Origin of the sequence: Cedecea sp. FDAARGOS_727 (assembly GCF_012273235.1) — a bacterium.
Taxonomy (GTDB): domain Bacteria; phylum Pseudomonadota; class Gammaproteobacteria; order Enterobacterales; family Enterobacteriaceae; genus Cedecea; species Cedecea davisae.
Genome location: NZ_CP050966.1, coordinates 437,641 through 461,717 on the forward strand (window position 1 = coordinate 437,641; position 24,077 = coordinate 461,717).

Sequence of the window (24,077 nt, forward strand, 5' to 3'; positions counted from 1 at the left end):
CCTTTTCGTTTCAGTAAACCTTAGCGCGGCTGCGCCTCCTCCAGCATCTCCGGCAGCTCGGTGATAAAGGCCCTCACTTCTTCGCTTTGGCTGATAAACGCGCTTAGCCAGCGGCCGAAACTTTCCGCATCCAGCGCCGCCATTTCGCTCTGGGTACACAGGCGCACCGCATTTTTCCCGTCGAGCGCCAGCCAGCAGCCGCGCATAGCGTTCATTTCAAAGTTCATCGCCAGCAGGTTCGGCAGCAGCAGCGCATCCTGCCCGGTTAGCTCCGCCACCTTGCAGTGCAGGATAGCCGCGCTGCTCCCCGGGGGCAGCTCGATAACCGCAATCTCCTGCTGCTGAGCGTTGGTTAATAAACAGACTCCCTGCTCGAGACGCAACGTGGTTTTCTGCTGCCGCCCCCAGGCGTCAAGCCACTGTTGAAGCTGTTGTTGCATAACCATCTCCTTATCCTCCTTTCACCATAAATCCCGCTTCGGCGGCCTCACGCAGCGCCGATTTCACCTCTTGCTCGGCCTGGGCCACGCCGCCGTCCACCGTATAGCTGAGCGGCGCGCTATCGTCATCGCCGTAGCTGAAGTTGATGGTGCCCAGGTTTTCATTCATCGACAGCGACACGCCGTTAGATCCGCCGAGCAAAAACGAAGGCGTAGAGAAGCCGTCCGACTTGCTTTGCGTTTTGGTGAACGCGATCGACTTCAGGCGCAGTTTGTCTCTATCTTTAAGTAAATCGACTATCGAGTCCTGGGTCACCGTATGGTTGGCCCACTGGTCTGCCAGCTTTTCACGCGGCTTGGTTTTAAGCTCCAGCGACACCACCGCCTGCGAGCTGCTGTTATCCTGCAACCCTCGCAGTAGCGCTTTCAGCCGGTAATCTTCCCCCATCATCTGGGTGATTCGGTCGGCGTTACTGGGGGAAAACTCCCCTTCCATAAAATGACGCACGAAGTGGAACAACCCGTTGCTGTCGATGCGCGAAAGGTTTTTGTAGGTCGACTGGTATTCCGCTTTGTTCACCAGTTGCTGCTGGTTGAGCACCGCGCTTTGCTGGCGCACGGTTTGTTGCAGCGACTGCAAGGCCGCCAGCGGCCCGTTGCCCACTATCTCATGGTGGCGCGAAGGCGGAATAAAGCGGGCAAAGTGGTGCTCAAGCTTGCCCAGCCGCTCGCTGGCGGACATCGGCAGGCGCGGCGCTCCTTCGGCAGGTGTCAGCTCGTCGAACAGTTTGCGGCTGGTAAGATCGGTAAATTCAGCCCGCATGCCGCTAATCAACTGGTCGATTTCATTGTTGCCGGGTTCAGGCAGATTTGACTGCACGGAAAGAGAGTCGGCCTGCTGCTGGCGCTTAATAAGCTGCTGCAACGTATCCAGCAGCGGACGCTGCGTTTTCGCGTTATCCACCGGCGGATACCAGGCGGTAAAATGCGCCTCCAGTTGGCTAAGCTTATCGGCTACCGGAAGCGGCAGCTCGCCCTCCTTCGGCTCCTCTTTCAGCCTGGCCAGCAGCCGGGCAGAGGCGCTGTCGGTGAACTGCTTGCCCAGCGTGGTCATCAATTTCTCCAGGTGAACGCTTTCCACCGGCTGGGCATTTTTTAAATCAACGGTGAGGCTGTGCGCCGTGCGGTTGTTGATAGACAACTGCACGCTTGCGCCCACGCCCGCGCCAACAATGCCGGTTGCAGAAACGGCTCCGGTTCGCCCGAAGCTAACGTTAATGCCGGTATCGCCACGAGAGAAACTCATGGTGTAGCCGCGATCTGCGCCCACTTTCCCGCCAACACCGGCAATCACCTGGGTTCCGGGCGCCACGGTTGCGGTCGCAGAAGCGCCATAGGTACGGCTGAACGAGAGGTTTTCCCCGCTCTCCAGCGACAGCACGGTCGCCACCATTTTCTCCTGCATTTCGCGCTGGCTCTCGGCCTGCATCACGGTTTTGGTATTGATATTCACCCCGTGATTTTCTTTGCTGAATGCTTTGGTCATCGCCTTGATAGCGTCGTAGTTGGCCTCCAGCGATTTGTGGTTGCCAAAGCCCTGCGTGGTCACCGTTTTAATCACGTTCCCGCCCCACTCAGCATCACGAAGGCGGGAGAAGTTAGCCGCTATATCGGTCATTTTCGCCGAACGCTGAGGCTCGCTGAGCAGCGACGCCTGCTGCATTTCATCCACCGAATCATGCAGTGATTTCAGGGTCAGCGTGTCCAGCATCACCCGCGACTTCACCAGCCCGATGTCGTCGTGAATGTCGCGCTGGCGGCCCATCGGCACCTGCTCTTTCTGGTGATTAAGGGTAATTGCGCGCGCCTCAAGCTCGGCAATAATCGCCCCGGCGTGGTTACTCTTGTCTGCGGGGTAACGGCGCAGCATGTCGCTTAGCTGCCCGGTCAGATTATCCTGGCGGCTGCTCGACGGATTTAATGCCCCGCTGTTGCCGTGGTTCAGGCCAAAACGTGAAGGCGTTGCAGCCTGGCGGCGCTCGTCGCGCACGCCGTAGTGCTGGCCAATCTGCTCGCAATAATGGTTGCTGCTGTCGGAAAGCTGGCGCGCAAAGCTTGCCATTTCATCCAGCAATGTTTTCTCCTGCGGCTGCCAGCGCCGCGCCTCTTCGGCGCGCATAATCTCAAGACGCTGGCTGAGGCCCGGCCTTGGCGTATGCGTCCCCGGCTGCTGGTGCGCTGCCTTTAGCTGCCGGGTAAGTGCCCCCTGCTGCTGGTAAACGTCTTTTAACCCTTCGCGCCCGGCGTAGCGGTGCTGAATAGAATAGGCGGCGGTTTTGATCGGGCGCGGCCATTCAAGCGAAGGGCGGAAGGCAAAGGTGCTGATGCGCGTACGGAACGATGTGCGAACATGCTTGCCGTCCTGCCCGGTTTGGCCGAGGAAGTTGACTTCACGCTTGAAGGTGATGCCGGTTCCGGGCAAACGCCAGTCTTTTGAAGCCTGAGTTAACCGCTGATAGTTTTGACGAGCCACGTTCGGCTCATTGGCCTGCGCGGTGGGCGGCTCGTCTTTCGCCCAGGCTCCTTCTTTGAAGACAAAGGTGTTTCCCTGCTTATCCTGGGCGCTGATTTGCCCTTTGGCCGAGGTTTGCAGGGCGCTGAGTTCAGGCTGGCTGCCGTCCTCATTGGCGGGCAGTGCGGCCTTCGCCATACCGTCGGTTTTACCGCTGTTCCAGCTATTTTCCGGCAGGCTGAAAAGCGCTCCCTGCTTGCTCAATAACCACAGTTGCTTATCTTCGCTCATCGCCAGGTCGCTGACTCTGGAAGCATCTTCATTGCCCGCGCTTGCCGGTTCAAGTTTAGCGATTTGGGCGCTCAGGGCTTCCTGGCTCAGGGGTTGTGTGCCGCGCTGATTGCGGCGGGTCGTGGTGTCGATATGGTGAAGGCCAATGTCGCCCTTTTCATTCACCGCCAGGTAGCGCCTGCTGTCTATGACCGTGAAGGCCTGCGCTTTTTCGTTTTTATCCAGCCCGGCTGTCGCCAGGTCGGCGCTGACGCTTTTGGTCACCTGCCCCAGGGCGAACACGTTGCTGCCGTGGTCAATTTTATTGCTGCTCAGGTTGACCTTGAGGCGCTTTAATTCGCCGTCTTTCATCAGCCACGGCTGGCCGTCAAGGCCGCACTGGAGCTTGTCGGCCTTCTCGTCCGAAGCGCTCCACAGGCCGGTCGTTTCATTGAAGTAATGCACTTTACCTTCATGCAGAGCCAGCTTGCCCAGCCGCCCGAGGTCAACCACGTCGTGCGCGGCCGGGGCTATCTGCGGCAGACCCTTTTGGTAGTCCAGCACCAGGCTGTCGCTGAGATTCCAGCTGCTTTGCGGTTTCAAATCGCCGCCGTGCCAGTGGAAGGTAATGGCGTGCTTCTGGTCATAGCCGTCTTTGACAATGAGGTGCAGGCGGTCGGTCTCATCGGCCAGCATATCTTCAAGCTTCGCCCCGTCGCCCACGGTGGCGGTGACATACTGAGAGATATTGTCGAGTAAAGGCTTATGCTTTGCGCCATCAAAGCTCAGGGAAGTGCTTTGCTCTCCCGGTTTGTCGCCGCAGTGCAGGCGGCCATTGCTGTCCAGAGCAAACAGCAGCGAGCCGTGCAGCGCGGTTTTTTTCAGGGTCATATTCTCCGGCAGCGTCAGCTCTTTGGGCTGCGGGTCCGCCGCGGTGAGGTTAGCGACATACGCTACCTTCGGTTTTTTCTCGTCGTCGCTCATCAGCACCAGCGCGTCGCGCTTCGGGCCAACGGAATAGTGATCGATCTTATGGTCGAACTTAACGTTAACCGTCCCGCCCACCGCGCTGCCGAGCTGCTTATCGTCGTTAACCCGCCACAGCATGCCGTCCCCCTGGCGCGACAGGGCCGAAAGCTTGTCGTCTTCAGCGGAAAGCGGCTGCCAGGCGTTGGCCGCGCTGTTAAAACCAAAGAGTTTTTTATCATGCAGGCGGTAGCGAGTGCCGTCTCCGTCGGTCACGCTGTCGGTCAGGCGGTCGCGCACGCCGGTCTCGGGAAGGCGGACTTTCTCACCGCCGATATCCACCGTCTGGCGGTCATGCCAGGAGAGAGGCTGAGTGGTCGGCTCCAGGCTCTGGCGGCGCATAAAGCCCCTGCGGTGCCGCGACACCTCTTCCCATTCGACTTTCTGCTGGCTGTGGCTGAGGGCGATAAATACGCCCGGCTCGCTGCGCACGGTCATCAGCCGCCCCTCTTTATCCAGCAGCACATGCTGATGGCCGTCATCGCTGGCGAGATGCGTCTGGTAGCGAAGTCGGTCGTGGCCGAGCGTTTCTTTCATTAGCGCATGCAGAGGGGCCGAGCTTTCGGGCGTGTCTATTTCGAGACGACCCTTTTTATCCAGCGTCAGCTTTGTCTCCAGCAGCATATTTTTTTCAGGTTCCGGCTCCGTCACCAGCTCGGCAAAATGGCTGCCCGGCGTGCCGACCACGTTGCTGGGGACAGGATTTGGCTCGGAAATCTCCGGCTGGCTGTAGAGGCTCGGCGAACTGGCGCTGGCCTGGCCGTATACGCCCGGCCTGTCGGCGCTTTGCTGGCTATAGAGGCTCGGGCTGCTGGCGTTAGATACGCCGGTATGAATTGACTCGGGCAGGTCCGGGCCGCGCTTGCGGCTAAGAAAACGGCTGAACATCCCTTTGTTCGACGTTTGCGCTTCGCCAGCGCTCTGCTTCACCCCGGTCGGAGCCTGCGCCTGTGCCGCCCTTGAGAATAACGATCCGGTTGCGGTTTGTGTTGGCGCGACATGTGCCTGTTTAAGCTGCGCGGTTTGCGCTCTCCCCTGCTGTAGATTGGCGATTTCCTGGTCGCGGATAGCGCGGCCTGGTTTGATAAAAGCTGATATTCCCGGTCCCATTCTGTTACTCCTCAACAGTCAAACACTTTCTCCGTTTGATAGGTGGAATGAACGGGGTTCCGGTTCCCGATTAATATTTATCTTAGACCGCCTGAATATCTAAAAAACCAGCAATAGCGGGGCCTGTGGCGAAATAAGAGAGAAAAAACAAATCAGAAAAAACCGATAGCCACCCGATCCAGAGGCAGCAATAAGCCGGAAGATTAGCGGCTGCTTGACCCATGACAAGGCGACGACTGAGGCAGGCTACTTATAATCGGCCTCCTTTCGTACAGGGGTAAATAACCGTGGATTATCAACTCAATTTCAACTGGCCAGAGTTTATGGAAACTTACTGGCAGAAAAAGCCGGTGGTGCTGAAAAACGCGCTACCGAACTTTGTCGACCCTATTACGCCGGACGAACTGGCGGGCCTGGCGATGGAAAACGAAGTCGACAGCAGGTTGGTCAGCTTTAAAGAGGGAAAATGGCACGCCAGCAACGGTCCGTTTGAGCACTTTGATAACCTTGGCGATAGCGGCTGGTCGCTGCTGGCCCAGGCGGTGAACCACTGGCACGCGCCTGCTGCCGAACTGGTGCGCCCGTTCCGCGTCTTGCCGGACTGGCGTTTAGACGACCTGATGATCTCCTTCTCGGTGCCGGGCGGCGGCGTAGGCCCGCATATCGACAACTATGACGTGTTTATTATTCAGGGCATGGGCAGCCGCCGCTGGCGCGTGGGCGACCGTCTGCCGCTTAAGCAGTTCTGCCCACATCCGGCGCTGCTGCACGTTGAGCCGTTTACGCCGATCATCGATGAAGATTTAGAGCCGGGCGATATTCTCTATATTCCACCGGGCTTCCCGCACGACGGCTTCACTCATGAAACCGCGCTTAACTACTCCGTTGGCTTCCGCGGGCCTAACAGCCGGGACTTGATAAGCAGCTTTGCCGACTACGTGCTGGAAAACGATCTTGGCGGCGATCACTACAGCGACCCGGATCTCACCTGCCGCGCTAATCCTGGCAAAGTGGAAAACTACGAGCTGGAACGCCTGCGCAGCATGATGACCAATCTGATAAGCCAGCCGGAAGCGTTCAACCAGTGGTTTGGCAGCTTTGTTACTACCCCGCGCCACGAACTGGATATCGCCTCCGCAGAACCGCCGTACCAGCCAGAAGAAGTGGCCGAAGCCCTGAAGTCTGGCGAAGAGCTGGTGCGTCTGAGCGGGCTGCGGGTGTTGCAGGTGGGCGATGAATTCTTTGTTAACAGCGAACCGATGGAAGTGAGCCACCGGGACGCTGCCATAGCGCTGTGCCGCTATACCCGGCTGACGAAGAGCGAGCTGAGCGATGCGGTACAGGATGAAGCATTCATCCGCCAGTTGACTGACTTAATCAACCAGGGTTACTGGTACTTCGAAGATTAATCCCTTCCTGAAGCGAAACCCGGCGAGCGCTCGTCGGGTTTTGTTTATCCGCCACTAAAGTCTGAGAGCTGGCGATAAAATCACCCGAATTCAGTAGAAGTTACTACAGTTAAATGGGGTCTTCCCGTACGGCTTGGGGTGATGACATGGCGCTTTATTCCATTGGAGAAGTGGCTGCGCTTTGCAATATCAATCCGGTAACCCTGCGCGCCTGGCAGCGACGCTACGGATTGCTGAAACCGCAGCGCAGCGACGGCGGTCATCGCCTGTTTGATAACGCCGACATCGAACGTATTCGAGAGATTCAGGCCTGGATTGAGCAAGGCGTACAGGTTGGCAAGGTGAAGGCGCTGCTTAGCGGTGAGCATCGCGATAAAGAACACGCCTGGGGCGAGCGCCAGGAAACGCTGCTGCGCCACCTGCAAAGCGGTAACCCAAACCTGCTGCGCGCCTGGATTACCGATATAGGGCGCATCTATCCCGCCCAAACCCTGGTTCACCATCTTTATCTTCCGCTTCGACGCCGTCTCCACGGGCAGCAGGTTGCGCTCTGCGCCATGCTGAGCCTGCTGGACGGGGCGCTGATTAACTATATCGCCATGTGCATCGCCTCCGCCCGCAAGCAAAGCGGCAGGGATGCGTTAGTAGTGGGCTGGAACGTGCAGGACACCACCCGGCTGTGGCTGGCGGCGTGGATTGCCAGCCAGCAGGGCTGGCGGGTCGACGTCCTGGCAAACTCCCTGAACCAGCTTAAACCTGAGATGTTTGAACGCCAGACGCTGCTGGTGTGGTGCGGCGACTGCCCCGGCGAGCGCCAGATAAGCCAGCTTGAGTTGTGGCAAAGCGCGGGACTGCCGGTTTTTGCCCTTGGCGCAGGTGAACACCGGCAGCCTGCCGGATAATCCGCATTTGCAGCTTCATTAACAACCCTGCTTCCCTTTATAATCGCTTCGTTAACAAACGGAGCGAATAATGAAACTGTCTAAAATAGCCCTGGTGGGCGGAATGGTTGTCATGGCGGTAGGCGGCATCGGCGGCGTGATGCTGGTCGGCTACATCGTCATTTTGCATGGCGCGTAACGTAGCCCAACAGGCGCTCAAACAGGCGGTCGGTCACAATTGCCGCCAGCGCCACCAGCACCGCACCCTGAATAACGTAGGCTGTGTTGAAGCCGCTGAGACCAATAATAATCGGTGACCCGAGAGTATTAGCCCCGACGGTGGAGGCGATAGTCGCGGTGCCGATATTAATAATCACCGAGGTTCTGATCCCCGCCAGAATCACCGGCGCGGCCAGCGGTAGCTCAACCTTACGCAGCATCTGCCAGCGGCTCATGCCGACTCCCAGAGCAATCTCACGCGCCGACTCCGGCACCGCGCCAATCCCGGCCAGCGTCCCCTGAAGAATGGGCAACAGCCCGTAAAGCACCAGGGCGATTATCGCCGGCTCCTGGCCGAACCCCATCACCGGGACCGCAATAGCCAGCACCGCAACCGGCGGGAATGTTTGACCGGCGGCGGTAATGGTTTCTACCAGGGAACGAAACTCTTCCCCCGCAGGACGCGTCACTAGCACGCCAAGCCCGACGCCAATCACGATAGCCACCACGCTTGAAATGCCCACCAGCGTAAGGTGGGCCAGCGCCAGCGAGGTAAAACTATCCTGCTGGTAAAGCGGCCGGGTCAGCTGCGGAAACAGCCAGCTAAACAGCCCGCTGGTGTGGGGCAGCAGCTCAAGCAGGCCAACAAACAGGATGATGAGCCAAAGCAGCGGGTCACGTAGCAGGCGCATTTTCCCCCCTCACCAGATCGCTGAAGTGCAGCACGCCGCAGGGCTGATTATCCGCATCCACCACCGGGAGCCGCTGGCACTGGCGGTCAATAAACAGAGACAGCGCTTCGCGCAGCGTCATGTCGGCGCGAATAGGCTCCCCATCCAGCCGCTCGTCGGAGCGAATGCTGTCCGCTACATAGCGCAGCGACAGCAGCCTTACGCCCAGCTCGCTGCGGCCAAAGAAGTCGCGCACAAAGTCGTTGGCCGGACGGGTTAACAGTTCCAGCGGCGTGCCCTGCTGAATCACCTTCCCGCCGTCCATCAGCACAATGTTATCCGCCAGGATAAGCGCCTCGTCGATGTCGTGCGTGACCAGCACAATGGTGCGCCCGAGCAGTTGGTGAATGCGGATCATTTCTTGCTGCAAGGTGGCTCGGGTTACCGGATCAAGCGCGCCAAAAGGCTCGTCCATCAGCAGCACTTCCGGGTCAGCCGCCAGCGCTCGCGCAACGCCCACGCGCTGCTGCTGGCCGCCGGAAAGCTGGTGCGGGTAGCGGTCGCGAAACTGCTCAGCATCGAGGCCAAGCAGCTCAAGTAGTTCATCAATACGTTCGGCAACGCGCGCCTTCGGCCACTTCAGCAACTCCGGCACGGTGGCAATATTCTGCGCCACCGTCCAGTGCGGGAACAGGCCAATCGACTGAATGGCGTAGCCCATGCGGCGGCGCAACGCTTTCGGGTCGAAGCTGCGAATTTCAGCTCCGGCAAAGCGAATCAGGCCTTCGTCATGCTCGACGAGGCGGTTAATCATCTTCAGCGTGGTGGATTTTCCCGAGCCGGAGGTGCCTATCAGCACGGTAAACTGCCCTTCACGAATATTGAGCGTCAGGTCGCTGACCGCCGCTTCGCCGTGGAAGTATTTGCTGACGCGATCGAACTCGATCATTGTTTTGCCTCCAGCAATGAAATAAACAGCTTAAACAGCGCGTCGATAATCACCGCCAGGGCAATTACCGGCATGACGCCGAGCAGAACCAGATCCAGCGCGCTGCTGAGCAGCCCCTGGAAAATTATCGAACCAAAACCACCCGCGCCAATCAGCGCGGCGATGACCGCCATACCAATAGTTTGCACGCAAACCACGCGCAGGCTGCGCAGCAGAACCGGGAGCGCAAGCGGCACTTCGGCACGCCAGAAAATCTGCACACGGGACATTCCCATGCCGAGCGCGCTTTCCACAATATTGCGGGGCACATGTTCCAGTCCGGCCACCACGCCGCGCACGAGCGGCAGCAGCGCATAGAGCACCAGGGCAATCAGAGCGGGCGCAACGCCAATCCCGCTAACGCCGATTTTGCCAAGCCACGGTAGCCAGGCTGCCAGTCCGGCCAGCGGCGCAATCAGCAGGCCAAACAGCGCCACGGACGGCACGGTTTGAATCACGTTAAGCACGGAGAATACGCCGGACTGCCAGGCCGGACGACGGTAGCAGAGAATGCCGAGCGGAACGCCAATCACCAGCGCGGGAACTAATGTGCCGAGCAGCAGCGCAAGGTGGCGGCTCAGGGCATCATCGAACACATCCTGACGGTTGACGTACTCCTTCATCAGCGAAAGAGAGTCAAAATAGCCGCTTGCCAGCAGCGCTATCGGGACAATCCAGATTTGCAGGTTGAGCAGCAGCCGCCACAGCGGCTTCGGAGTCAGGCGATTAGCCGCGTCGGCGCACAATAGCAGGCTAAGGGCTAACATCAGCCACAGGCCGCTGCCGGGCGAGGTGCGGGCAAGCGAGCTGCCCTCCTGAGCAAACTGGCTCGCGCTGTGCCCCATCAGTACCAGCAGGCCGATAAACAGCAATTCACCGGTAATAATGGTCGCCAGCAGGGAACCTGGATGCCGGGGGGCCAGCGTTAAAGCGGCGAGAACCACAAGCGGAAGCACCAACCAATCGTGCAGCGTACCGGCAAGCTGGGTTATCCCCAACGGTTCACCGGATACCAGGCGGTTTGGCGCATGATTGATGATCGGGAGCAACATCAAGGCTGCCGCCAGCAGTAGCACCAGCAGCAGCAAAACCCTGTTATGAATTTTTAGCAAACGTCATTCCAGCAGGCTATTTAACGAAGCCTTTTTGTTTTAAGTAATCGGCTGCCACTTTTTTGGCATCCTCTCCTTCCACCGCAATTTTAGCGTTCAGCTGTTGCAGGGTTTTCTGGTCAAGAGAGGTGAATACCGGTTTCAGCCAGTCTGCGATTTGCGGGTACTCTTTCAGCACCGCTTCACGCACAACGGCGGTCGGCGCGGAAACGGCCTGCACGCCTTTCGGGTCGGTCAGCGTTTCCAGGCCCAGCGCGGCTACCGGGCCGTCCGTGCCGTAAGCCATGGCTGCGTTAACGCCGGATGTCTGCTGCGCCGCCGCTTTAATCGTTACCGCCGTGTCGCCACCAGCCAGAGAAAGCAGCTGGCTTTGATCCAGCTTGAAGCCGTAGGCTTTTTCAAAAGCAGGCAGGGCGTCGGAGCGCTCGATAAACTCGGCGGAGGCCGCCAGCTTAAAGGTGCCGCCCTTCTTCAGATATTCGCTAAGATCGGCCAACGAAACCAGATGATTTTTCTCTGCCAGGTCCTTGCGTACCGCAATGGTATAAGTATTGTTGGCCGGAGACGGGGTCAGCCAGACCAGGTGGTTCTTGTCGTAGTCGAGCTGCTTAACTTTTTCGTAGCCTTTTTGCGCATCTTTCCAGGCCGGGTCGTTCTCGTCTTTAAAGAAGAACGCGCCGTTGCCGGTATATTCAGGGTAGATATCCAGCTCTCCTGAGGTGATAGCCCCGCGGACTACCGGCGTAGTGCCGAGCTGGACTTTATTGATGGTTTTAACGTCGTGGCTTTCCAGCACCTGCAAAATGATATTGCCGAGCAGCGAGCCTTCGGTATCGATTTTTGAGCCTACTTTCACCGGCTCCGCTGCCTGCGCGCCCGCCGCCAACATCACTAAACCCGCCATGCCCCAACGTGTTGATAAGTTCATAGTTATTCCTCGTTGTTCTTTACTTAAAAATCATGCAGTAAACAAAGAATAGCCGAGTTTTAACAAGCGGGGGAAAGCACTAAGCGGTATATGATATGCGCGGACGTTTGGATGATTAGGGGCAACGCCGCGCGCCCCAACGGGCCCGGCTTCGCGGCTATTCCCCTGGTTTTAGTGCCATTTATATTTTTTTTATCCGCCGCCCGGCAATTTTTACCTTCTTTTTATACCCCAGTGAATATGCTCTGTTCATCGCCGCGAGGCTCAGACAAAGAACATCATGAACTCACTTATTAATCATTCACTTGTCAAAAATATCTTCACGCTTTTCGATTTCCCTCAGACTTCATCTAACGACGAAGTCGGGAGCCGGTCTGCGGCTTCAAAACCTGCCGCAGAGCGCGCAAAAGAGTTTGCCGGAGAAGTGCAGCGCTATCTGCTGTCTCACCCCGACACTAAGCATGTTGATATCTATCTGAATGACGTAAACGGCACGTTTCGCGGCAAGCGTATTGCGGTAGACAGCCTGCTGGCGCTCTCTTCCGGCTGTTATTTCCCGCAGTCTGTTTACGCTATGGATCACGAGGGAAAGCCGTTCAGCCACGCCGACGGCAGCCATGAAAACGATGAGCCCGACGGCCTTTGTCTCCCGGTGGCGGGCACGCTGAGGCCCTGCGTTCACGATCCGCGACATAACGCGCAGCTGCTGCTCACCATGAAGCAAAACGACGGCACCGGGTATGCGCTGGAGCCGAGAGTGGTGCTGGAAAACGTGCTGCATAAGTTTCATTATCACGGACTTTACCCGGTAGCCGCCCCGGAAATTGAGTTCTATCTGGTGAGTAAAGCACAGCAGGAGACTCCGGCTCAGGGCTGCTTCTATATGCCCGTCCCTTCCGATTACACCGCCTTTATTGAAGAACTGGAACAGGCCGCTGCCGCCCAGGGTCTGCCGCTAAGCGCCATCGTTTGTGAAGCCGAAGCCGGGCAGTTTGAGCTGAACCTGAAGCATTCACGCAAGGTGGTGGAAATCTGTGAGAACGTGCTGGCCCTGCGCCGGTTGACCAGCATCGTGGCCGATAAGTTTGGCTACCAGGCCAACTTTATGGCGAAGCCCTTTTCCCATCTAGCTGGTAACGGCCTGCATTTTCATATCAGCCTCAATGACCGTAATGGCGATAATGTGTTCGCTTCCCCGGCCGAGGCCCTGAACGAGATGGCGCAGCTTTGCCTGGCCGGGATGCTGCAATTAATGCCCGCCACCGTTGCGGTCATCGCACCCCACGTTAACTCTTTCAGAAGACTACGCAAAAACCTTAACGAGCCGCTGTTTAGCTCCTGGGGCTATAACAAACGCAGCGCCGCGCTGCGTATCCCCTGCTCTGACGACGGCAATCGCCGCATTGAGTACCGCCTCGCCGGGGCAGACGTGAACCCTTATCTGGCGATGGCCGCCATTCTCACCGGCATGCTTTACGGGCTGGAGAACATCGACAGCGATACGCTAAAAAATACCGCCCTGTTCGCCCCCGAGCTGCCGCTGTTCCAGAACACGGCTATCGAAGAATTCCGCCAGAGCGCCTATATGAGCGCAAATCTCGGCGAAGCCTTTGCGCAGCAGTGGGTGACCCACAAGCTAACGGAGCTGGCGCGGTTTGAAACCATAGTCACGCCGGAAGAAGCGGCTTTTAGCCGTTAAAACGCCTGAACATCGACCCGAGGTGATTTATGTCTCGTCTTATTATGCTGTCTAATCGCTGCGAGCCTGAGCACGGCCAAAGCGGCAGCCTCCTCCCTGCGGCGCTGGGTTCAATCTTTAGAAAACGCCCCGGGATCTGGTTTGGCTGGAACGGTGAAATCAGCCCCGGTAAAAAATACAGGAAAGATCGATGCAGTCACCATTCCGGCTACCGGCAGCACAGCTGGGGGCTGACGCCGGGAGAATACGACAATTTCTATCAGGGCTATATGCATAACGTTCTGTGGCCGGTGTTTCACAACCGCCCGGACCTTATTCACTATAAGAAAGAGTATTTCACCTGTTGGAAAAATTATAATCACGATGTAAAAGAAAGAGTTACCGCCGAGATTGGCGAGGGTGATGTGGTCTGGGTGCAGGATTATCATTTATTGCTGAGCGGGAAGATGCTCAGAGAAGACGGCCACGCCAACCGCTGCGGCTTCTTTCTGCACCAGCCTTTCCCGCCGGGAGAGATCCTGCGCTCGGTTCCCGAGCACGACGCGATTATGCAGGCCTTTTTTAGCTACGACCTGCTCGGATTCCAGTCCAGCGGCGACGTGAATAATTTCCTTGCCTACGCGCTGAGGTTTTACCGCGTTGAGCGGCTGGCGGATAACCTGATTCAGCTGAATGGGCACGCGATCAAGCTCGGTATTTTTCCCTGCGGCATTGATAAAGAAACGCCTCCGCTGACGCAAAACGGCGCGGAGGCGATGAGCAACTATCATCGCCAGATTATTATCAGCAATGACACCATCAGCGATATCAGCGGCGTGCATTACCATTTGGACGCAATGGAGATTTTTCTTCATAGCCACCCTGAATTTTTGCGCGACGTCAGCCTGCTGCAACTCTCCGACACGTCCAGAGGTTACCCCTATTCAGCGCACGATCTTTGCGCCCGGCTTGAGCGTCAGTGCGGGGAAATTAACGGCAAATTTGGCGATGCGTCCTGGTATCCGGTCAACTATATCCGCAATAACCTGTGCCACCCTGACCTGATTTATGCCCTTTACCGCAAGGCGCACGTGGCGATGTTCACTCCTCTTTGCGAGGCGATGAACCTGCGGGCTAAAGCGTTTATTCTCGCCCAGGATCCGGAAGATCCCGGCGTGCTAATGCTCTCCGCCTTTACCGGCACGGCGGAACAGCTGGGCGAGGCGGTGCTGGTCAACCCTTATGACGCTGCCGAGGTCAGCCGCGCGCTTTATTCGGCGCTGACCATGCCTTTGCACGAGCGCAAACGCAGACATCATCAGCTGCTGGCAAAAGTGGAAAGGTACGACGCCCAGTGGTGGGCCAGAGCGTTTCTTGACGAACTCTGCGCCGACCAGGCTCCCGCCGCCGCGCCCTTCCGCGCCTCCCATCACGGTATTTTTACGCCGCAGAGAATTTATTAGCGGCAAAAAAAAGCCACCTTCATTCAGGAAGGTGGCTTTCATCACTCAGCGTGGCTTATTTCAGTTCAAATTCGCCCTGCTTCACGCGGGCGGAGTCCAGCCCGATAAACACGTTGAATTTGCCAGGTTCCGCCTCGTACTTCATCTTCGCGTTCCAGAACTTCAGCGCGTTAACGTCGATTGGGAAACTGACGGTCTGGCTTTCGCCCGCTTTCAGCGTCACTTTCTTAAAGCCCTTCAGCTCTTTCACCGGGCGGCTCATCGAAGCGGTCACGTCCTGGAGGTACATTTGCACCACGGTCGCGCCTTCGCGATCGCCGCTATTGGTGACCGTAACGGAAGCTTCAACTTTGCCGTCACGCTTCATCACCGGCGAGGACAGCTTAACGTCTGAGACGTTGAATGTGGTGTAGCTCAGGCCATAGCCAAACGGATACAGCGGCCCGTTTGCTTCATCGAAGTAGCGGGAAGTGTATTTATTGGGTTTTTCCGGGTTGTACGGGCGACCGGTGTTCAGGTGGCTGTAGTAAGTCGGAATTTGCCCAACCGAGCGTGGGAAGGACATCGGCAGCTTGCCGGACGGATTGTAGTCGCCAAACAGTACGTCGGCGATGGCGTTCCCGCCCTCGGTGCCGCCGTACCACGCTTCAAGCAGCGCGTCTGCCTGCTGATCTTCTTTCACCAGCGCCAGAGGACGGCCGTTCATCAGGACCAGCACCAGCGGCTTGCCGGTCGCCTTCAGGGCGGCAATCAGGTCGCGCTGGCTTTGCGGCAGCGTCAGGCCGGTGCGGCTTGAGGCTTCGTGCGCCATGCCCTGGGCTTCGCCGACCACCGCCACCACGACATCGGCGCTTTTCGCGGTATTAACCGCTTCGTCGATCATCTCTTTTGGCGTACGTGGGTCAACGGTAACCGCCGGCTCGTACTGGTTCAGGAAGGCCACAATGTCTTTTTCATCGGTGACGTTCGCGCCTTTGGCAAACACCACTTTGCCCTGCTGGCCCACGGCATTTCTGATGCCTTCCAGCGGAGTAACGGACTGAGCGGCAACGCCTGCGGCAGACCAACTGCCCATGGCGTCACGCTTGCTGTCGGCCAGTGGACCAATCACCGCGACGGTTGCGCTCTTTTTCAGCGGCAGCGTTTGCAGGCGGTTTTTCAGCAGCACCATGCTTTCACGCGCCACTTCGCGAGCTTCTTTGCGATGCAGGCGGCTTTCGGCGTTGGTGTCCTGCGGGTCAGAATCTTTCGGGCCAAGGTGGCTGTACGGATCGTTAAACAGCCCCATATCGTATTTCACGTTCAGTACGTGGCGGGTAGCGTCGTCCAGCTCTTTCATCGGCACCGCGCCGCTTTTCACCAGCTCGGGCAGGTATTTGCTGTAATACTCGTCGCTCATACTCATGTTGATGCCGGAGTTCAGGGCAATACGCACCGCGTCTTTCGGGTCGCTGGCAACGCCGTGCTTGATCAGTTCTTTAATCGCCCCGTGGTCGGAGATGGTAATGCCTTTAAACTTCCATTCGTCGCGCAGCAGATCTTTCAGCAGCCAGCTGTCGGCCGAGGCTGGCGTACCGTTCAGTGAGTTCAGGGCAACCATCACGCCGCCGCTGCCCGCGTCCAGGGCGGCTTTGTACGGCGGCATATAGTCGTTGAACAGCCGCTGCGGGCTCATATCAACGGTGTTGTACTCTTTGCCGCCCTCAACCGCGCCGTAGGCGGCGAAGTGTTTCACGCTGGTCATTACCGAGTAGCGATCCGCCGGGCTTTTGCCCTGCATCGCTTCAACCATGGTGCGACCCATAGTGGCGGTCAGGTATGTGTCTTCCCCAAAGCCTTCTGAAACGCGGCCCCAGCGCGGGTCACGCGAGACGTCAACCATCGGCGCCCAGGTCATGTTCAGGCCATCATCGGCGGCTTCATAGGCCGAGATACGGCCCACGGTTTTCACCGCGTCGAGGTTAAAGGAGGAGGCGAGGCCGAGGCTTATCGGGAACACGGTACGCTGGCCGTGAACCACATCGTAGGCGAAGAACAGAGGGATTTTCAGGTGGCTGAGCTGCATCACCTGGTCCTGCATAGCGCGGATATCCTGGCGGGTGACGGTGTTAAAGATTGCCCCAACCTGCCCGTCTTTGATCATCTCGCGGATAGCTTCTTTTGGGTTATCCGGGCCGACGCTGATTAAGCGCAGCTGACCGATTTTTTCATCGGTGGTCATTTTTTTGAGCAGGCCGGTGACGAAGGCATCACGCGCTTCCGGCGTTAAAGGGTGCGGGCCAAACATCTCGTCGGCCAGCGCAGGCTGAAGCGCCATGCTTACCGCGACACCTACAGAACAGAGCCATTTCATCGGATTCACTCTCTACACAAGCTTTTGTTAAGGGGTGCAGTTTGCCACATCACCCGAAGGGTAAGAAGAGCGTAGCAGAGGCTATGTTCTGATTTCGTAGATATTTCCTCGTTACGCTCACGTTTTTCGGCGCTATGCTTAACGGCAGGCTTTTTGCTGCCACCAAAGGAGTGGATACATGTCTGTTCTGATGACTTCCGATAATAAAACGTTAATAAACGAACTCGCTCGCCACGTTGGCTCTCACCACGTCTTGACCGACTCCGCTAAAACCGCACGCTACCGTAAGGGCTTCCGCTCCGGGCAGGGCGAGGCGCTGGCGGTGGTCTTCCCCGGCTCGCTACTGGAACTGTGGCGCGTACTCAGCGCCTGCGTGGCGGCCGACAAAATAATCTTGATGCAGGCCGCCAATACCGGCCTGACCGAAGGCTCCACGCCGAGCGGTAACGACTACGACCGAGATATCGTCATTATCAGCACCCTGCGCCTTGATAAATTACATCTACTGGACAAAGGTGAGCAGGTGCTGGCTTTCCCCGGCACCACTCTCTATTCGCTGGAAAAAGCGCTTAAGCCGCTGGGGCGTGAGCCGCATTCGGTGATTGGCTCTTCCTGCATTGGCGCGTCGGTGATTGGCGGGATTTGTAATAACTCGGGCGGCTCGCTGGTGCAGCGCGGCCCGGCCTATACCGAGATGTCGCTGTTTGCCCGCATCGACGAAAACGGCAAGCTTCAGTTGGTGAACCATCTGGGCATTAATCTTGGCGCCACGCCGGAGCAGATCCTCAGCACGCTGGACGACGAGCGCGTGAAGGATAGCGACGTACAGCACGACGGCCGCCACGCTCATGACCATGATTATGTTACCCGCGTGCGCGACGTTGAAGCCGATACTCCGGCCCGCTATAACGCCGACCCTGACCGCCTGTTTGAGTCCTCCGGCTGCGCCGGAAAGCTGGCCGTTTTTGCGGTACGCCTCGACACCTTCCCGGCGGAAAAACGCCAGCAGGTGTTCTACATCGGCACCAGTCAGCCCGCCGTGTTGAGCGAAATTCGCCGCCATATTCTGGCTAACTTCGAAAACCTGCCGGTTGCCGGAGAGTATATGCACCGCGATATTTACGATATTGCGGAAAAGTACGGCAAGGATACCTTCCTGATGATCGATAAGCTCGGCACCGACAAAATGCCGTTCTTCTTCACCATGAAGGGCCGTGCCGATGCCATGCTGGACAAGGTTCCGCTGTTTAAACCGCATTTCACCGACCGCTTTATGCAAAAGCTTGGCGGCGCGTTCCCGGCGCACCTGCCGGAGCGCATGAAAACCTGGCGCGATAAATATCCTCACCATCTGCTGCTAAAAATGGCGGGCGACGGAATCGATGAGGCCAAAGCCTGGCTGACCGAGTATTTCAAAACCGCCGAGGGCGATTTCTTCGTCTGCACGCCGGAAGAAGGCGGCAAAGCTTTCCTTCATCGTTTTGCCGCCGCAGGCGCGGCCATTCGCTACCACGCGGTTCATGCCGATGAGGTGGAAGACATTCTGGCGCTGGATATTGCTCTGCGCCGCAACGACAGCGACTGGTTCGAAGAGCTGCCGCCGGAAATTGGCGATAAGCTGATCCACCGCCTCTACTACGGCCATTTTATGTGCCATGTTTTCCACCAGGATTACATTGTTAAGAAAGGCGTTGATGTTCATGAGTTGAAAGAGCAGATGCTGGCCCTGCTGCAAGAGCGCGGGGCGCAATACCCGGCGGAGCACAACGTGGGCCATCTCTATAAAGCGCCGGAAACGCTGAAGCAGTTCTATAAAGCCAACGATCCGACCAACAGCATGAACCCCGGTATCGGCAAAACGACGAAGCGTAAAGGCTGGGCTGAGGATAATTGCGGCTGCGGCAAGGAACATGGCTGACCGGGCAGGAGATAAGTTTCTCCTATGACCACCAGCCTATGTTTCGCTCTTTTTTCGGCATAGATTAAAAAGACTGGGTGAAGATTTTTCTTCACCCTTTTTTCCTGCCAGGGGGCGAAACAGACATGTCGGCAATAGCAGTATTACCTTCCACACTGCCGGGGATAAGGGAGGCCACTCCAGATGATATCCCGGCAATAAAAAGCATTTATCAATGGCATGTGCTAAACGGCAAAGGCTCTTTCAAAGAGACGCCGCCTGGCGAGCAGCTAATGGCCGAGCGCCTCGCGGCAGTTCGTGGCTATGGCCTGCCGTGGCTGGTTGCGGTTATAGATGGCCGGATTGTTGGCTACTGCTACGCCACTGTTTATCGCCCTCGCCCCGGCTACCGCTACACCATCGAAGACTCCGTTTATATCGACACCGGCATGACGGGGCGCGGTATCGGCAAAGCTTTGCTCGGCGAGTTAATAGCGCGCTGTGAACAAGGGCCGTGGCGACAGATGATTGCCGTGATTGGTGATGGCGAAAATAACGAGGGATCTTGCAGATTACACAGCCAGCACGGGTTTGAAACCGTAGGACGGCTGCGCAGCGTCGGGTTCAAGCTTGGAGACTGGCGCGATACGGTAATGATGCAGCGCCCGCTCAACGGCGGAGACCAGACGCTGCCTCAATAATTACTCTTCGTCCCCGGCGGAAACGGTGTTGTTTGCCATTTGCGCCGCTTTTGAACGCTTGTAGCTTAATGCCGCAGCGGGAACTGGCGTTATCTTCCCGGTTTCCATCCAGTTGCGCAGGCGGTTAGCGTCGGCAAAGTGGGTATATTTCCCGAAGGCATCCAGCACGACCAGCGCCACCGGGCGCCCTTTAATCACGGTGCGCATAACCAGACAGTGGCCGGCATTATTAGTAAAGCCGGTTTTCGTCAGCTGAATATTCCAGTTTTCGCGGTACACCAGATGGTTAGTGTTGCGGAACGGCAGCGTGTAAGAAGGGTTGCGGAAGGTCGCCATATCTTCATGAGTGGTGCTGAGCTGCCCGAGCAGGGGATATTTCTGGGTGGCAATCAGCAGTTTGGTCAAATCGTTGGCGGTCGAGACGTTTTCAATCGACAGGCCGGTTGGCTCCACGTAACGCGTGTGGGTCATGCCCAATGACTTAGCCTTGGCGTTCATCGCACGAATAAACGCGTCGTAGCCGCCAGGGTAGTGGTGCGCCAGGCTCGCTGCCGCGCGGTTTTCAGAAGACATCAGCGCCAGCAGCATCATATTTTTACGGCTGATCTCGCTGTTCAGACGCACGCGAGAGTAAATCCCCTTCATCTCCGGCGTATGGCTGATGTCCACTTTTAGCATTTCATCCATCGGCAGATGCGCGTCCAGCACCACCATCGCCGTCATCAGCTTGGTAATCGAGGCGATAGGACGAACCAGATCCGGATGGCTGGAATAGAGAATTTTGTTGCTTTGCAAATCGACAATCATGGCGCTGCCGGAGGCAATCTCCTGACCGGCGCTGGCCGCCTGAGTGACGGCCTTACTGGCTTCTGCCTGCGGGGCAAAAGGCACAGTCATCATCAGCGCAAGGCTGAACAACGATAAACGGATTTTTGTCGGCATGGTGACACTTCTGTAATGATTCCGGAAAAGTATAGGCTCACCGCAGACATTTATCTGAATAAACAAAGACGCGGGGCGCCAGAATCATACTCCGGCGCCCCGTTAAACTACCAGTTAAGAATGGTAACGTTATATCAAAAGTTTCTAAAAATTCCGCACCGTCAGAACAGGCGATAGCCGTACCCCCACAGCACTACCGCCGCCGCCAGCAGCACCTCCAGCACCAGTACGCCTATTGCCAGAGTTGAGCTGGCGAAGCTCATGCCCTCTTCCCTGTCGATCCCGAGGAAATCAGGCACGCCGACATAGAGCAGGTAGCCGGTGTAAACCAGCGCCAGAGCGCCTACCGCTACGCACAGCCAGACCAGCGGATAAAGCGCCACAATCCCGCTCAGGAACAGCGGCGTGGCGACATAACCAGCAAATACCATACAGCTGGCGAGCGATGGCCGCTGCGGGTAGTTACGCGACATCCACCAGATGACTCGCCCCATCACCGCAACGCCCGCCAGCATCAAGGCGTAGAAAAGTATGCCGAGATAAAGGCCGGTGAACATCGAAAGCTGCACGTAGCTACCGTCGCCAAAATTCCAGCCAATTTGCGTGGTGCCGATAAACGCGCAGATGACGGGTATCGCCGCCATCAACAGCACATGGTGAGTGTAGTGGTGCGAGACGGATTCGTTCTCGCGCTTAATTTCCTGCATTTCGCGATTAGGATGGGAAAACAATCCCCAGACGTGGCTCATACAACCTCCTGACCTGCAGCGCAAATGCTTGCAATAGCCTAAGTATAATTCACCGTGCGGTTAATATTTAGCCAGGTGAAAAATATCTGCGTTTATTTGCAAACCGGGCGGCTATGGGTTGTATGCTTTAGGGAAACAATGAACATGGAGATGAGTCCGGGCTGATGGATATCAACGGTTTAATAGAGCAGTACGGCTATGCGGCGCTGATTGTCGGCAGCATGGCGGAAGGCGAAACGATTACTCTGCTGGGCGGCGTGGCCGCGCATCAGGGATTACTCAAATTTCCTCTGGTGGTTGCCGCCGTCGCGCTTGGCGGTATGATTGGCGACCAGGTTCTGTTTCTGGTGGGCAGGCATTTCGGCGGCTCGCTGCTGGCACGGTTCAAAAAACATCACAAGAAAATTGCTAAGGCTCAGGCGCTGATTAACCGCCATCCTTATCTGTTTGTGATTGGCAGTCGCTTTATGTACGGATTTCGTATCGTCGGGCCGATTATTATCGGTGCCAGCAAGCTGCCGCCTAAGCTGTTTATTCCGCTGAATATCTGCGGTGCGATCCTCTGGGCAACGCTGTTTACCACTCTCGGCTATCTGGGCGGCGAAGTGGTCGGCCCATGGCTGCATAACCTCGACCAACATCTCCGACACTGGATATGGCTGATAGCCGCCGTCGCGCTGGTGATAGGCGTGCGGTTATGGTTTAAACACCGCCAGAAAGAGGATTAATTCTCCGCTGCGGGCAACAGCGCCAGCCAGGCCCGCAGTTGTATCAGCGCCTCTTCCCCGCCGCCGTCACGCTGGGCTTTGACTATCGCCCCGTCTATAACCAGCGCCAGCATTTCGGCCTGCTGCTTTCCGGCTTCATTGTGCGGCAGATAGCCCGCAAGGCACTCTACCATCGCCTGTTTATGCGCCCGGGCGATGGGTAATGTTTCAGGCAGGGCCTCCGCCATTTCAACCGCCGAGTTAATAAACGCGCATCCGCGAAATGCCTCGTCGTCAAACCAGTTTTCTAACGTTGCCGCCAGAGACTGCACCAGACTTCCCGCGCGGGCCATTTCCTGCTTAAGCGTTTCGCTAAACCACGCCATCCAGCGCTGGTGCCGGTAATCCAGAAAAGCCCCAATCAGGTCATTCTTAGCCGGAAAATGCCGATAAAAGGTCACCTTAGTCACGCCAGCTTCTTTGATTATCCGATCGATGCCGGTGGCGCGAATGCCGTCCCGGTAGAACAGGTTATGCGCAGTATGCAGAATTCGGTCGCGCGCGCTTAGGGTCACTGTGCTCATGCTGGCTCCTTTGAAAAATCTATCATGCCGTATGTAGACAAATCTGTCTACCCAGGGTAGCGTTAACCTTGTAGACAAATCTGTCTACTTATTCACAGGAGTTCTGAATATGACCGTAAAACCCCCGCTACCGCCGTTTACACTTGAAACGGCAAAGCAGAAAGTCCGCATGGCGGAAGATGCGTGGAACAGCCGTGACCCCGAGCTTGTATCAAAGGTCTATGCCCTGAATACCCACTGGCGAAATCGGGCAGAGTTTGTTGATGGCCGCGAAGCGGTGGTTGGTTTTCTGCAACGTAAGTGGCAACGCGAGCTGGACTACCGCCTGATCAAGGAGATTTGGGCGCATGACGGAAACCGCATCGCGGTCCGCTTTGCCTACGAGTGGCACGACGATTCAGGCAACTGGTTCCGCAGCTACGGCAACGAAAACTGGGAGTTTAATGAGCAGGGCCTGATGATCAACCGTCACGCCTGCATTAACGACAGCCCGATTAAAGAGAGCGAGCGAGCCTTCTTCTGGCCGCTGGGCCGCCGCCCGGACGAGCACCCAGAGCTCAGCCACTACGGCTTTTAACCATCTGGCGCGGTTTTCTTTCCGGCGGCAAAGCGTCTAAAATTCCTGCTGGCCAATAATGGCCTTACATCTGCGGAGGATTTATGACGCAAAATATCTACGACGATCCGGCATTTTTTGCCGGATATGCCACCCTCGATCGCTCGATAAAGGGTCTGGATGGCGCGCCTGAATGGGCAAAAGTTAAAAGTATGCTGCCGCCGCTGGCTGGCAAGCAGGTGCTTGATCTTGGCTGCGGCTACGGCTGGTTCTGTCGCTATGCGCGTGACGCCGGGGCAGAAAAGGTTGTAGGGCTGGACGTTTCAAGCCTGATGCTCGCCAAAGCGCGTGAAATGACCGACGGCACCGGCATTGAGTATCGGCGGGAAGATCTTTCCACGTTAAGGCTACCGGCAGAAAGTATAGACGTGGCCTATAGCTCGCTGGCGCTGCATTATCTGGAAGATATTCAGCCACTCTTTACCACTCTGAACCAGGCGCTCGTGCCCGGAGGCAAGCTGGTTTTTACCGCCGAACACCCGGTCTATACCGCGCCGTTGCAGCAGGGCTGGCTTAAAGATCAGGCGGGGCAGCGCAGCTGGCCGGTGAACCATTATCAGCAGGAAGGCGAGCGCATCAGCAACTGGTTTGCCGAGGGCGTGAAAAAGCAGCATCGCAAACTGGCCACCTGGATTAATGCTCTGATTGAAAGCGGCTTTATCATTGAGAAACTGGATGAATGGGGGCCAGATGAAGCACAAATTGCCCATAACCCAGGCCTTGCCGAAGAGGCCGAACGCCCGATGATTTTCCTGCTGTCGGCCAGTAAACCTCGGCCTTAATCCCGTCTGTTAGAAATCTTTTTTATCCATTATTCCGTT

The 24,077-nt window shown here is 57.1% G+C and carries 20 protein-coding genes; 10 read left to right on the forward strand and 10 right to left on the reverse strand.

All coding sequences use genetic code 11. The features are described 5' to 3' along the window. Positions 1-20: 20 nt before the first annotated feature. Both FOC35_RS02120 and FOC35_RS02125 read right to left on the reverse strand, forming a co-directional pair. The gene (locus FOC35_RS02120; protein ID WP_254065351.1) at positions 21-440 is read right to left on the reverse strand and encodes a type III secretion system chaperone; all 420 of its coding nucleotides are present in this window, start codon (positions 438-440) and stop codon (positions 21-23) included. Between the two features lie 10 nt (positions 441-450). Further along, the gene (locus FOC35_RS02125) at positions 451-5,358 is read right to left on the reverse strand and encodes an AvrE-family type 3 secretion system effector (protein ID WP_172568008.1); all 4,908 of its coding nucleotides are present in this window, start codon (positions 5,356-5,358) and stop codon (positions 451-453) included. Between the two features lie 287 nt (positions 5,359-5,645). On the opposite strand from FOC35_RS02125, the gene FOC35_RS02130 reads away from it, so the two are divergent. From FOC35_RS02130 to FOC35_RS22715, 3 genes are all read left to right on the forward strand, one after another. Then, positions 5,646-6,767, forward strand: coding sequence for a cupin domain-containing protein (locus FOC35_RS02130; RefSeq protein WP_172568009.1), 1,122 nt, complete (start codon positions 5,646-5,648; stop codon positions 6,765-6,767). A 146-nt stretch (positions 6,768-6,913) separates the two neighbouring features. Beyond that, entirely contained in the window at positions 6,914-7,669 is a 756-nt protein-coding gene (locus FOC35_RS02135; protein WP_172568010.1) for a MerR family transcriptional regulator, read from the forward strand. Between the two features lie 70 nt (positions 7,670-7,739). Then, positions 7,740-7,847 (forward strand): membrane protein, encoded by a 108-nt coding sequence (locus FOC35_RS22715; RefSeq protein ID WP_039898019.1) that lies wholly within the window; start codon positions 7,740-7,742, stop codon positions 7,845-7,847. On the opposite strand, the gene FOC35_RS02140 is transcribed toward FOC35_RS22715, so the two are convergent. The 4 genes from FOC35_RS02140 to FOC35_RS02155 are packed head-to-tail and all read right to left on the reverse strand — an operon-like array spanning position 7,828 to position 11,566. Continuing rightward, positions 7,828-8,559, reverse strand: a complete 732-nt coding sequence (locus tag FOC35_RS02140; protein WP_016535490.1) for an ABC transporter permease — start codon at positions 8,557-8,559, stop codon at positions 7,828-7,830. The two genes, FOC35_RS22715 and FOC35_RS02140, sit on opposite strands and share 20 nt — an antisense overlap. Continuing rightward, the gene (locus FOC35_RS02145; RefSeq protein ID WP_172568011.1) at positions 8,543-9,487 is read right to left on the reverse strand and encodes an ABC transporter ATP-binding protein; all 945 of its coding nucleotides are present in this window, start codon (positions 9,485-9,487) and stop codon (positions 8,543-8,545) included. Before FOC35_RS02145 ends, FOC35_RS02140 begins: the two co-directional genes overlap by 17 nt. Continuing rightward, positions 9,484-10,638 carry an ABC transporter permease gene (locus FOC35_RS02150; RefSeq protein WP_305792505.1) on the reverse strand — a complete coding sequence of 385 codons (1,155 nt, stop codon included), beginning with the start codon at positions 10,636-10,638 and terminating at the stop codon, positions 9,484-9,486. Before FOC35_RS02150 ends, FOC35_RS02145 begins: the two co-directional genes overlap by 4 nt. Before the next feature lie 16 nt (positions 10,639-10,654). Then, positions 10,655-11,566 carry an ABC transporter substrate-binding protein gene (locus FOC35_RS02155; protein ID WP_254065352.1) on the reverse strand — a complete coding sequence of 304 codons (912 nt, stop codon included), beginning with the start codon at positions 11,564-11,566 and terminating at the stop codon, positions 10,655-10,657. 280 nt (positions 11,567-11,846) lie between these two features. Between FOC35_RS02155 and FOC35_RS02160 the strand changes: the two genes are divergently transcribed. Beyond that, on the forward strand, positions 11,847-13,265 hold the full coding sequence (locus FOC35_RS02160) for a glutamine synthetase family protein (protein ID WP_172568012.1): 1,419 nt from the start codon (positions 11,847-11,849) through the stop codon (positions 13,263-13,265). 29 nt (positions 13,266-13,294) lie between these two features. Next, on the forward strand, positions 13,295-14,707 hold the full coding sequence (locus FOC35_RS02165; protein WP_254065353.1) for a trehalose-6-phosphate synthase: 1,413 nt from the start codon (positions 13,295-13,297) through the stop codon (positions 14,705-14,707). 55 nt (positions 14,708-14,762) lie between these two features. Here the strand turns inward: FOC35_RS02165 and bglX are convergent, their stop codons facing one another. Beyond that, positions 14,763-17,060: a beta-glucosidase BglX gene (gene bglX / locus FOC35_RS02170; protein ID WP_172568013.1), complete on the reverse strand. Its 2,298-nt coding sequence runs from the start codon at positions 17,058-17,060 to the stop codon at positions 14,763-14,765. A 178-nt stretch (positions 17,061-17,238) separates the two neighbouring features. On the opposite strand from bglX, the gene dld reads away from it, so the two are divergent. Together dld and FOC35_RS02180 are read left to right on the forward strand one after the other, a co-directional pair. Next, entirely contained in the window at positions 17,239-18,978 is a 1,740-nt protein-coding gene (gene dld / locus FOC35_RS02175; RefSeq protein WP_172568014.1) for a D-lactate dehydrogenase, read from the forward strand. Positions 18,979-19,103: 125 nt separating this feature from the next. Further along, positions 19,104-19,658 carry a GNAT family N-acetyltransferase gene (locus FOC35_RS02180; RefSeq protein ID WP_172568015.1) on the forward strand — a complete coding sequence of 185 codons (555 nt, stop codon included), beginning with the start codon at positions 19,104-19,106 and terminating at the stop codon, positions 19,656-19,658. On the opposite strand, the gene pbpG is transcribed toward FOC35_RS02180, so the two are convergent. Continuing rightward, positions 19,659-20,600: a D-alanyl-D-alanine endopeptidase gene (pbpG, locus tag FOC35_RS02185; RefSeq protein WP_172568016.1), complete on the reverse strand. Its 942-nt coding sequence runs from the start codon at positions 20,598-20,600 to the stop codon at positions 19,659-19,661. 161 nt (positions 20,601-20,761) lie between these two features. Beyond that, a complete protein-coding gene (locus tag FOC35_RS02190) occupies positions 20,762-21,349 on the reverse strand; it encodes a Yip1 family protein (protein WP_172568017.1) in 588 nt (195 codons plus the stop codon). Positions 21,350-21,513: 164 nt separating this feature from the next. Here FOC35_RS02190 and FOC35_RS02195 point away from each other — a divergent pair, with 164 nt between their 5' ends. Further along, a complete protein-coding gene (locus FOC35_RS02195; RefSeq protein ID WP_016535478.1) occupies positions 21,514-22,077 on the forward strand; it encodes a DedA family protein in 564 nt (187 codons plus the stop codon). Here FOC35_RS02195 and FOC35_RS02200 read toward each other — a convergent pair. Further along, positions 22,074-22,640 carry a TetR/AcrR family transcriptional regulator gene (locus tag FOC35_RS02200; protein WP_172568018.1) on the reverse strand — a complete coding sequence of 189 codons (567 nt, stop codon included), beginning with the start codon at positions 22,638-22,640 and terminating at the stop codon, positions 22,074-22,076. The two genes, FOC35_RS02195 and FOC35_RS02200, sit on opposite strands and share 4 nt — an antisense overlap. 109 nt (positions 22,641-22,749) lie before the next feature. Here FOC35_RS02200 and FOC35_RS02205 point away from each other — a divergent pair, with 109 nt between their 5' ends. Continuing rightward, positions 22,750-23,217, forward strand: coding sequence for a nuclear transport factor 2 family protein (locus tag FOC35_RS02205; protein WP_016535476.1), 468 nt, complete (start codon positions 22,750-22,752; stop codon positions 23,215-23,217). 83 nt (positions 23,218-23,300) lie between these two features. Continuing rightward, a complete protein-coding gene (locus FOC35_RS02210) occupies positions 23,301-24,038 on the forward strand; it encodes a bifunctional 2-polyprenyl-6-hydroxyphenol methylase/3-demethylubiquinol 3-O-methyltransferase UbiG (protein WP_172568019.1) in 738 nt (245 codons plus the stop codon). The last annotated feature ends 39 nt before the right edge of the window (positions 24,039-24,077 follow it).

Bases quoted from the DNA above. Each gene is read 5' to 3' on its own strand.
- FOC35_RS02120 (WP_254065351.1), bottom strand. From the start codon at position 440: ATGCAACAACAGCTTCAACAGTGGCTTGACGCCTGGGGGCGGCAGCAG.
- FOC35_RS02125 (WP_172568008.1), bottom strand. From the start codon at position 5,358: ATGGGACCGGGAATATCAGCTTTTATCAAACCAGGCCGCGCTATCCGC.
- FOC35_RS02135 (WP_172568010.1), top strand. From the start codon at position 6,914: ATGGCGCTTTATTCCATTGGAGAAGTGGCTGCGCTTTGCAATATCAAT.
- FOC35_RS22715 (WP_039898019.1), top strand. From the start codon at position 7,740: ATGAAACTGTCTAAAATAGCCCTGGTGGGCGGAATGGTTGTCATGGCG.
- FOC35_RS02140 (WP_016535490.1), bottom strand. From the start codon at position 8,559: ATGCGCCTGCTACGTGACCCGCTGCTTTGGCTCATCATCCTGTTTGTT.
- FOC35_RS02145 (WP_172568011.1), bottom strand. From the start codon at position 9,487: ATGATCGAGTTCGATCGCGTCAGCAAATACTTCCACGGCGAAGCGGCG.
- FOC35_RS02155 (WP_254065352.1), bottom strand. From the start codon at position 11,566: ATGAACTTATCAACACGTTGGGGCATGGCGGGTTTAGTGATGTTGGCG.
- FOC35_RS02160 (WP_172568012.1), top strand. From the start codon at position 11,847: ATGAACTCACTTATTAATCATTCACTTGTCAAAAATATCTTCACGCTT.
- FOC35_RS02165 (WP_254065353.1), top strand. From the start codon at position 13,295: ATGTCTCGTCTTATTATGCTGTCTAATCGCTGCGAGCCTGAGCACGGC.
- bglX (WP_172568013.1), bottom strand. From the start codon at position 17,060: ATGAAATGGCTCTGTTCTGTAGGTGTCGCGGTAAGCATGGCGCTTCAG.
- dld (WP_172568014.1), top strand. From the start codon at position 17,239: ATGTCTGTTCTGATGACTTCCGATAATAAAACGTTAATAAACGAACTC.
- FOC35_RS02180 (WP_172568015.1), top strand. From the start codon at position 19,104: ATGTCGGCAATAGCAGTATTACCTTCCACACTGCCGGGGATAAGGGAG.
- pbpG (WP_172568016.1), bottom strand. From the start codon at position 20,600: ATGCCGACAAAAATCCGTTTATCGTTGTTCAGCCTTGCGCTGATGATG.
- FOC35_RS02190 (WP_172568017.1), bottom strand. From the start codon at position 21,349: ATGAGCCACGTCTGGGGATTGTTTTCCCATCCTAATCGCGAAATGCAG.
- FOC35_RS02195 (WP_016535478.1), top strand. From the start codon at position 21,514: ATGGATATCAACGGTTTAATAGAGCAGTACGGCTATGCGGCGCTGATT.
- FOC35_RS02200 (WP_172568018.1), bottom strand. From the start codon at position 22,640: ATGAGCACAGTGACCCTAAGCGCGCGCGACCGAATTCTGCATACTGCG.
- FOC35_RS02205 (WP_016535476.1), top strand. From the start codon at position 22,750: ATGACCGTAAAACCCCCGCTACCGCCGTTTACACTTGAAACGGCAAAG.
- FOC35_RS02210 (WP_172568019.1), top strand. From the start codon at position 23,301: ATGACGCAAAATATCTACGACGATCCGGCATTTTTTGCCGGATATGCC.